This window comes from Epibacterium sp. HA2-3, from assembly GCF_055693725.2.
Genome location: NZ_JBVFUL020000002.1, coordinates 265107 through 272500, shown reverse-complemented (window position 1 = coordinate 272500; position 7394 = coordinate 265107). Strand labels below are relative to the sequence as shown.

At 55.9% G+C, this 7394-nt stretch carries 3 protein-coding genes, 2 tRNA genes, 2 rRNA genes and 1 pseudogene (1 of these 8 only partly in view); 7 read left to right on the top strand and 1 reads right to left on the bottom strand.

The genetic code is table 11. The annotated features are described in order from the left end of the window. The 6 genes and pseudogenes from ACZ1HH_RS15805 to ACZ1HH_RS15780 all read left to right on the top strand — a co-directional run. Nucleotides 1-2636: ribosomal RNA gene (locus ACZ1HH_RS15805) — 23S ribosomal RNA — on the top strand; it begins 197 nt to the left of the window's first position. A 153-nt stretch (nucleotides 2637-2789) separates the two neighbouring features. Continuing rightward, nucleotides 2790-2904: ribosomal RNA gene (rrf, locus tag ACZ1HH_RS15800) — 5S ribosomal RNA — on the top strand. A gap of 51 nt (nucleotides 2905-2955) precedes the next feature. Next, nucleotides 2956-3032 (top strand) — tRNA-Met (locus ACZ1HH_RS15795). A gap of 211 nt (nucleotides 3033-3243) precedes the next feature. After that, nucleotides 3244-4480, top strand: a pseudogene (locus ACZ1HH_RS15790) (IS3 family transposase). Between the two features lie 943 nt (nucleotides 4481-5423). Beyond that, nucleotides 5424-5681 (top strand): type II toxin-antitoxin system Phd/YefM family antitoxin, encoded by a 258-nt coding sequence (locus ACZ1HH_RS15785; RefSeq protein WP_472635300.1) that lies wholly within the window; start codon nucleotides 5424-5426, stop codon nucleotides 5679-5681. Beyond that, a complete protein-coding gene (locus ACZ1HH_RS15780; RefSeq protein ID WP_472635299.1) occupies nucleotides 5665-5925 on the top strand; it encodes a Txe/YoeB family addiction module toxin in 261 nt (86 codons plus the stop codon). Before ACZ1HH_RS15785 ends, ACZ1HH_RS15780 begins: the two co-directional genes overlap by 17 nt. 162 nt (nucleotides 5926-6087) lie before the next feature. Here the strand turns inward: ACZ1HH_RS15780 and ACZ1HH_RS15775 are convergent. After that, a tRNA-Ser gene (locus ACZ1HH_RS15775) sits at nucleotides 6088-6177 on the bottom strand. A 285-nt stretch (nucleotides 6178-6462) separates the two neighbouring features. Here ACZ1HH_RS15775 and ACZ1HH_RS15770 point away from each other — a divergent pair. Further along, on the top strand, nucleotides 6463-7356 hold the full coding sequence (locus ACZ1HH_RS15770; protein WP_416369651.1) for an SPOR domain-containing protein: 894 nt from the start codon (nucleotides 6463-6465) through the stop codon (nucleotides 7354-7356). The last annotated feature ends 38 nt before the right edge of the window (nucleotides 7357-7394 follow it).

Sequence of the window (7394 nt, the reverse complement as noted above, 5' to 3'; positions counted from 1 at the left end):
CCTGAATACATAGGGTTTTAAGAGCAAACCCGGGGAACTGAAACATCTAAGTACCCGGAGGAAAGGACATCAATAGAGACTTCCCTAGTAGCGGCGAGCGAACGGGAACCAGCCGAGCCTGATGAGTGACTAGAATGTGTTGGGAAGCACAGCCATAGCGGGTGACAGCCCCGTATAGGAAGCTCTGAGGGACGTATTAAGTAGGGCGGGACACGTGAAATCCTGTCTGAAGATCGGAGGACCACCTCCGAAGGCTAAGTACTCCTTACTGACCGATAGCGAACCAGTACCGTGAGGGAAAGGTGAAAAGCACCCCGACGAGGGGAGTGAAACAGTACCTGAAACCGAACGCCTACAATCAGTTGGAGGCTCCTTGCGAGCTGACAGCGTACCTTTTGTATAATGGGTCATCGACTTGGTCTTACGAGCAAGCTTAAGCCGTTAGGTGTAGGCGCAGCGAAAGCGAGTCTTAATAGGGCGCATGAGTTCGTGGGATCAGACCCGAAACCGAGTGATCTAGGCATGACCAGGATGAAGGTGCGGTAACACGCACTGGAGGTCCGAACCCACACCTGTTGAAAAAGGTCGGGATGAGTTGTGCCTAGGGGTGAAAGGCCAATCAAACTCGGAGATAGCTGGTTCTCTGCGAAATCTATTTAGGTAGAGCGTCATCCGAATACCCCGGGGGGTAGAGCACTGGATGGGTAATGGGGCCCCACAGGCTTACTGATCCTAACCAAACTCCGAATACCCGGGAGTACTAGATGGCAGACACACTGCGGATGCTAACGTCCGTAGTGGAGAGGGAAACAACCCTGACCTCCGGCTAAGGCCCCTAATTCATGGCTAAGTGGGAAAGCAGGTGGGATGTCCAAAACAACCAGGAGGTTGGCTTAGAAGCAGCCATCCTTTAAAGATAGCGTAACAGCTCACTGGTCTAAATAAGACGTCCTGCGGCGAAGATGTAACGGGGCTCAAGCCATGAGCCGAAGCCGAGGATGCACATAGTGCATGGTAGCAGAGCGTAGTGTGACATAGAACAGCTCCTCCTTAGACCCCTCGGGGTCATTGGAGGAACAGTTCTTTCGATGAAGCGGGCGCGTGAGCGATCCCGTGGAGAGATCACTAGCGAGAATGATGACATGAGTAGCGACAAAGAGTGTGAGAGACACTCTCGCCGAAAGTCCAAGGGTTCCTGCTTAAAGCTAATCTGAGCAGGGTAAGCCGGCCCCTAAGCCGAGGCCGAAAGGCGTAGGCGATGGGAACCAGGTTAATATTCCTGGGCCAGGAGGATGTGACGGATCATGAAGGTTGTTCGCCCTTATCGGATTGGGCGGGCCGCTGATTGGTCCCTGGAAATAGCCCTCCATCAGACCGTACCCTAAACCGACACAGGTGGACTGGTAGAGAATACCAAGGCGCTTGAGAGAACGATGTTGAAGGAACTCGGCAAAATACCTCCGTAAGTTCGCGAGAAGGAGGCCCGGGTCCTACGCAAGTGGAATCCGGGGGCACAAACCAGGGGGTGGCGACTGTTTATTAAAAACACAGGGCTCTGCGAAGTCGCAAGACGACGTATAGGGTCTGACGCCTGCCCGGTGCCTGAAGGTTAAAAGGAGGGGTGAGAGCTCCGAATTGAAGCCCAGGTAAACGGCGGCCGTAACTATAACGGTCCTAAGGTAGCGAAATTCCTTGTCGGGTAAGTTCCGACCTGCACGAATGGCGTAACGACTTCCCCGCTGTCTCCAACATCGACTCAGCGAAATTGAATTGCCTGTCAAGATGCAGGCTTCCCGCGGTTAGACGGAAAGACCCCGTGCACCTTTACTACAGCTTCGCACTGGCATCAGGATTGTGATGTGCAGGATAGGTGGTAGGCATCGAAGCAGGAACGCTAGTTCCTGTGGAGCCATCCTTGAGATACCACCCTTCGCACTCTTGATGTCTAACCGCGGTCCCTTACCGGGATCCGGGACCCTGCGTGGCGGGTAGTTTGACTGGGGCGGTCGCCTCCTAAAGCGTAACGGAGGCGCGCGAAGGTGGGCTCAGAGCGGTCGGAAATCGCTCGTTGAGTGCAATGGCAAAAGCCTGCCTGACTGCGAGACTGACAAGTCGAGCAGAGACGAAAGTCGGCCATAGTGATCCGGTGGTCCCGAGTGGAAGGGCCATCGCTCAACGGATAAAAGGTACGCCGGGGATAACAGGCTGATACTGCCCAAGAGTCCATATCGACGGCAGTGTTTGGCACCTCGATGTCGGCTCATCTCATCCTGGGGCTGGAGCAGGTCCCAAGGGTACGGCTGTTCGCCGTTTAAAGAGGTACGTGAGCTGGGTTTAGAACGTCGTGAGACAGTTCGGTCCCTATCTGCCGTGGGTGTAGGATACTTGAGAGGAGTTGCCCCTAGTACGAGAGGACCGGGGTGAACGATCCACTGGTGGACCTGTTATCGTGCCAACGGTAGTGCAGGGTAGCTATGATCGGAAAGGATAACCGCTGAAGGCATCTAAGCGGGAAGCCCCCCTCAAAACAAGGTATCCCTGAGGGCCGTGGAAGACCACCACGTCAATAGGCCGGAGATGTAAGCGCAGCAATGCGTTCAGTTGACCGGTACTAATCGCCCGATTGGCTTGATCTGATCCAGTAAAAGACAGCCAAAAACCAAAAAGCAAAAACAAAACTTGGACAACCCGTTGACCCTCATAAAAGGGTCAACACGTTGATCTCCTGAAAAAAAGGACGATCAATACGTTGATACCCTGAGCAAAAACTCAGTTGGGTTCTTATTCGGTTTGGTGGCCAAAGCACAAGCGAAACACCCGGTCCCTTCCCGAACCCGGAAGTTAAGCGCTGTTGCGCCGATGGTACTGCATCTTAAGGTGTGGGAGAGTAGGGCACCGCCAAACCTAATAAGAACCCAAATAAATCCTCTCTAAACAAAAAAACAAAACAAACAACGCGGGATGGAGCAGCCAGGTAGCTCGTCAGGCTCATAACCTGAAGGTCGTAGGTTCAAATCCTACTCCCGCAACCAAATCAAATACATGATTACAACAAACCTAAACCTCGCATCCGCGGGGGATTGCGGCGTTCAAAAAACCAAAACAACGCACAAGGGTCACGAGAACTCGGAAACAAGTTGGTCCAGCATATCTCGTCCCAAGGGCTTCGACAGAAACTGACCTGCCCCCTCGAAATCCCTCACTTTAATGTAGAGTCTGCGCCAACTTTGAAGGAGCAGACACATGAGAAAGAGCCGTTTCACCGAGGCGCAGATAATCGGGATGATCAAGGAACAGGAGGCGGGAATGCCGACGGCTGAGGTGTGCCGTAGGCACGGCCTGAGCACGGCGACGTTCTACAAATTGAAGGCCAAGTATGGCGGCATGGAGGTGTCCGAGGCTGCGAGGCCAAAGGCCCTTGAGGACGAGAATGCCAAGCTGAAGCGCCTGCTGGCGGACACCATGCTGGACAACGTCGTGTTGAAAGACCTGCTGGGAATAGAGGCCGCCAGCCCGCCATCGGTTCGAGGGCAAGGCCGACCCTGACGACATTGATCAAGCGGCGAGATGCGGCGCTTCGGGTTATGCGGGATCATGACATCTCGCAGCGCCGGGCCTGCAGGCTTGTCGGTGTCGATCCCAAAACAGTCCGGCGTGAACGCCCACCGGACTGTGTCGAGATCCGCAAGGAAATGCAGGAGATCGCCGCCAAGTGGCGTCGGTTCGGCTATCGCCGGATCGGCGTTCTGTTGGAGCGCAAAGGCATGATCATGAACCACATCGGAGCCCGTAAAGCAAAAGGTCCGGGGGATCTTTTGTAGGGCGTAGCGCTGTATCGCATCTACCGCGAGGAAGGGTTGTCAGTGAAACGACGACGTGGCCGGAAGCGGGTACACGGACGCCGATGCCGGTTGCCGAGTGGCCCAACGCGCGCTGGTCCTTGGACTTCGTGTCTGACAGCTTCGGCGCCTCGCGGAAGTTCCGGATCTTGGCCGTGATCGATGATTGCACTCGGGAATGCTTGTGCCTCGTGGCGGACACCGGCCTGTCCGGCGCACGGGTTGCCCGTGAGCTTAGCGCCCTGATCCGGATCTACGGCAAGCCCGGTTGCGTTGTCAGCGACAATGGCACGGAGTTCATCAGTCGGGTTAGCCTGAAATGGGCCGACGCGCACGAGGTGCCGTGGCACTATATCGATCCGGGCAAGCCACAGCAGAATGCGTTCATCGAAAGCTTCAACGGCAGCTTGCGCGACGAGCTGTTAAACGAGGAGATCTTCGACAGCCTGGATGACGCGCGGCGCAAGCTGGCCCTGTGGCGCCACGACTATAACACAGTCAGGCCACACTCGTCCTTGGGCAGCCAAACGCCGCAGCAAGCGCGCCGGACGCTTGAGAAATTTGAGGGCTCCGCGCCCGGCGCGATTGCGCCAAACGGGGAACCCGAATACCCAGATCCAACCTGCAGACTCTCGTTATGAACGAGGGACCAGCGGGGAGCAGGTCGCTGCTATTGCGGCCTATCGCGAACAGGCGGATGGATTAGCCTTGCTGATTTTTGAGCTTGCTCTTGGCACGGGGCAACGCGCACCAGGCCTCACGAGAATGGAGTGGGGCCATATCGAAGATGGGGGCATTTGAGTCACTCAAGGTAAAACGAGTGTTCTGCTCTGGATCCCCTTCACAAAGCGGCTCTCGGGTGTTGTCGCTGGGGTCGACACCTCAAAGTCACGCTTCATTTTGACAGATGAGTCGGGCCATCAGCTGAATTATGATCAGTTGCAAAAGCAAGTTATTCGTGTGTGCAGAACTGCTGGTCTGATGCACTACTCTCTCCACGGGCCCCGGTATAGTGCTGCGGGTTAGCTTGCGGAAGCGGGCTGCACCGACCATCAGGTTGCGGGAATCACAGGCCACAAGAGCCTCTCGATGGTGCAAAAAATACTCCAAGGGTGCGAGCCAAAAACGCCTCGCGAAAGAGGCTCAAAACCTGCGAGAACAAAAATGGTGCAAAACGTGAAAGTGGGAAACTTTTGGGGAAACCGGCAAATTTCGGCGTTTTCCTAGGTCTGTATGAAAGACCGTAACCCATTGATTTTGTGGCGGGGAGACAGGGATTCGAACCCTGGGAACGATCTCACGTTTAACGGTTTTCAAGACCGTCACTTTCCTCAGAAAACATTGGATAATTTTGTAAGACTGTCCCTTTTTAGAGCCATACTAGGGTCAATCCCTGACATATGACTATAAAACAAAAATGCGACACCTCGCCTTACCATTTTGGCACCGTCTAAAAGTAACATCGGATGTCAACGCCAAAATCGCAGCCGTTGGGCGAGGGGCTTGACTTGTACCATTTATTGTACGATAAGATCTATCAGGAGATGAGTGACTACCCAGCGTGCTGGGCCAGAGGAGAGAGTGATGGACGTCGTGAACTACAGCGCTGCGCGCGCTGACCTGAAGAACCTGATGGACCGCGTGACCTCTGGGCACGAGGAGATAGTCATTTCCAGGAGTAAGGGCGAGGCCGTGGTAATGGTGTCGCTGGAGGACTGGAATGCGCAACAGGAGACCAACTATCTCCTGTCTTCGCCTCAAAACGCTCAGCGCTTGCGCGACTCTATCTCTGAGATAGCCGCAGGGGGCGGTAAGCAAATTGAAGGTGACTTTTTCGAGTAATGGGTGGGACGACTACCAATACTGGCTGGCCGCCGACCAAAAAATACTGGATCGCGTGAACAGCATCATCCGGGAGACCATGCGGGACCCAACCGGTAGGTCGCACAAGGCGGAGAAGCTAAAGGGAGACTTGTCGGGTTTCAGTTCCAAGCGGATCAACCGCGAGCACAGGATGGTATATCGATTACGAGGGAGTGGCGCGGATCAGGTTCTGGAGATTCTCCAGCTTCGCTTCCACTACTGACTAGAAAGGGCGCCGCTGGGCACCCCTATTCATTTGGCAATGCCGACCGGCAATAGAGTTCGAAAAAGGCAAAGCCCAAATTCGCTGCACCATGGGGCCTAACATGGCGCTGGATTGGGACTCATATCGCCCAACGCGGCGCCTGCTAAGTTGCTAATTCAATGGCGGGGAGACAGGGATTCGAACCCTGGGAACGCTCTCACGTTCAACGGTTTTCAAGACCGCCGCATTCGACCACTCTGCCACCTCCCCGGTCCTGCAGATCGAATTGTTGTGGGGTTTAGGATGTGGGCGCGCTGGTGGCAAGGAGAAATGCTGCCCGCGCCGCAAATCATGCAGGCGCGACGCGCAATCCATCGCCCATCGTTCCGGATTGCGGAAACGTCAGGGTTTCCATACCAAAACACTGCGTTTATGCTCTGAGCAAAGACGTAGAAGACCGAAAAATCGGCACCCTTTGTGAGAAGCAATGTCACAAGAGGGCTGCGTCGAGGCGAATACAGGTGATGATGGACCATGAGCAGGCAGGACACGCGCATGAAAGACAAGGTTTCTGGCCCGGCGAGACTTCAGAGATTGGTTCCCAGTGGCGCGATCCTTGCGCTAACTGGCGCATTGGTTCTTGCGGGCTGCGAAGAGGGCGCCAATCTTCCGTTCCTTCAACCCAAGGACAAAGCTGAACAAGGCCTGCCCAGCAATTCCACTAAGCTTGTAGAGCGCGATGTCGAAGCCCCGGATGTCTTTCAGGTGACCGAAGCTGGCCTGTGGGACGGTCGCCCCTCAATCGGTGGGGTCTGGGTGGCGCATCCAGACGTGAAAGATCCCGAGCGGGTGATCATTCGCAACAACGCCAACGGCAAATTCGTCATTGGGGCCCTGTTCCGGCGCGAGCGGGCGATTCCGGGACCGCGCCTGCAGGTATCTTCGGATGCGGCGGCAGCCCTGTCCATGCTGGCGGGCGCGCCTGTGGAACTGAATGTCACAGCCCTGCGCCGCGAGGCCGTCGAGGACATCCCGCCTGAGGCTGAGATCCCTGAAATTGAGGGGCTTGAAGAGCAGCCACAGGTTGCAGAAACGGCGGCGGTGGAAACACAAGCGCTGGATCCAATTGCCGGTGGTGCAGCCGCTGCCATCGAGGCCGCGGCACCCGCACCCGAGCCTGCCCCTACGGCGCCAACGCCATCTCCTCGATCTGCCTTGGCAAAGCCATACATTCAGATCGGTATTTTTAGCGTCGAGGCCAACGCCAAACGCACCGCCGACCAGATGCGCAATGCGGGGATCATCCCCACAGTCTATGAGCAGTCTTCCAACGGCAAGGCGTTCTGGCGCGTGGTGGTCGGGCCCGCTCAGTCCAAAGGCGAGCGGACTCAGCTGCTGAAGGCGGTCAAGGCCGCTGGTTTTGCCGACGCCTATGCCGTGACAAACTGATCTGGGCCGTCCGGCCCGGACCCGCACATCAGACAAGC

Excerpts from the sequence above, each read along its gene's own strand:
- ACZ1HH_RS15785 (WP_472635300.1), top strand. The coding sequence starts at position 5,424 with ATGGACGTCGTGAACTACAGCGCTGCGCGCGCTGACCTGAAGAACCTG.
- ACZ1HH_RS15770 (WP_416369651.1), top strand. The coding sequence starts at position 6,463 with ATGAAAGACAAGGTTTCTGGCCCGGCGAGACTTCAGAGATTGGTTCCC.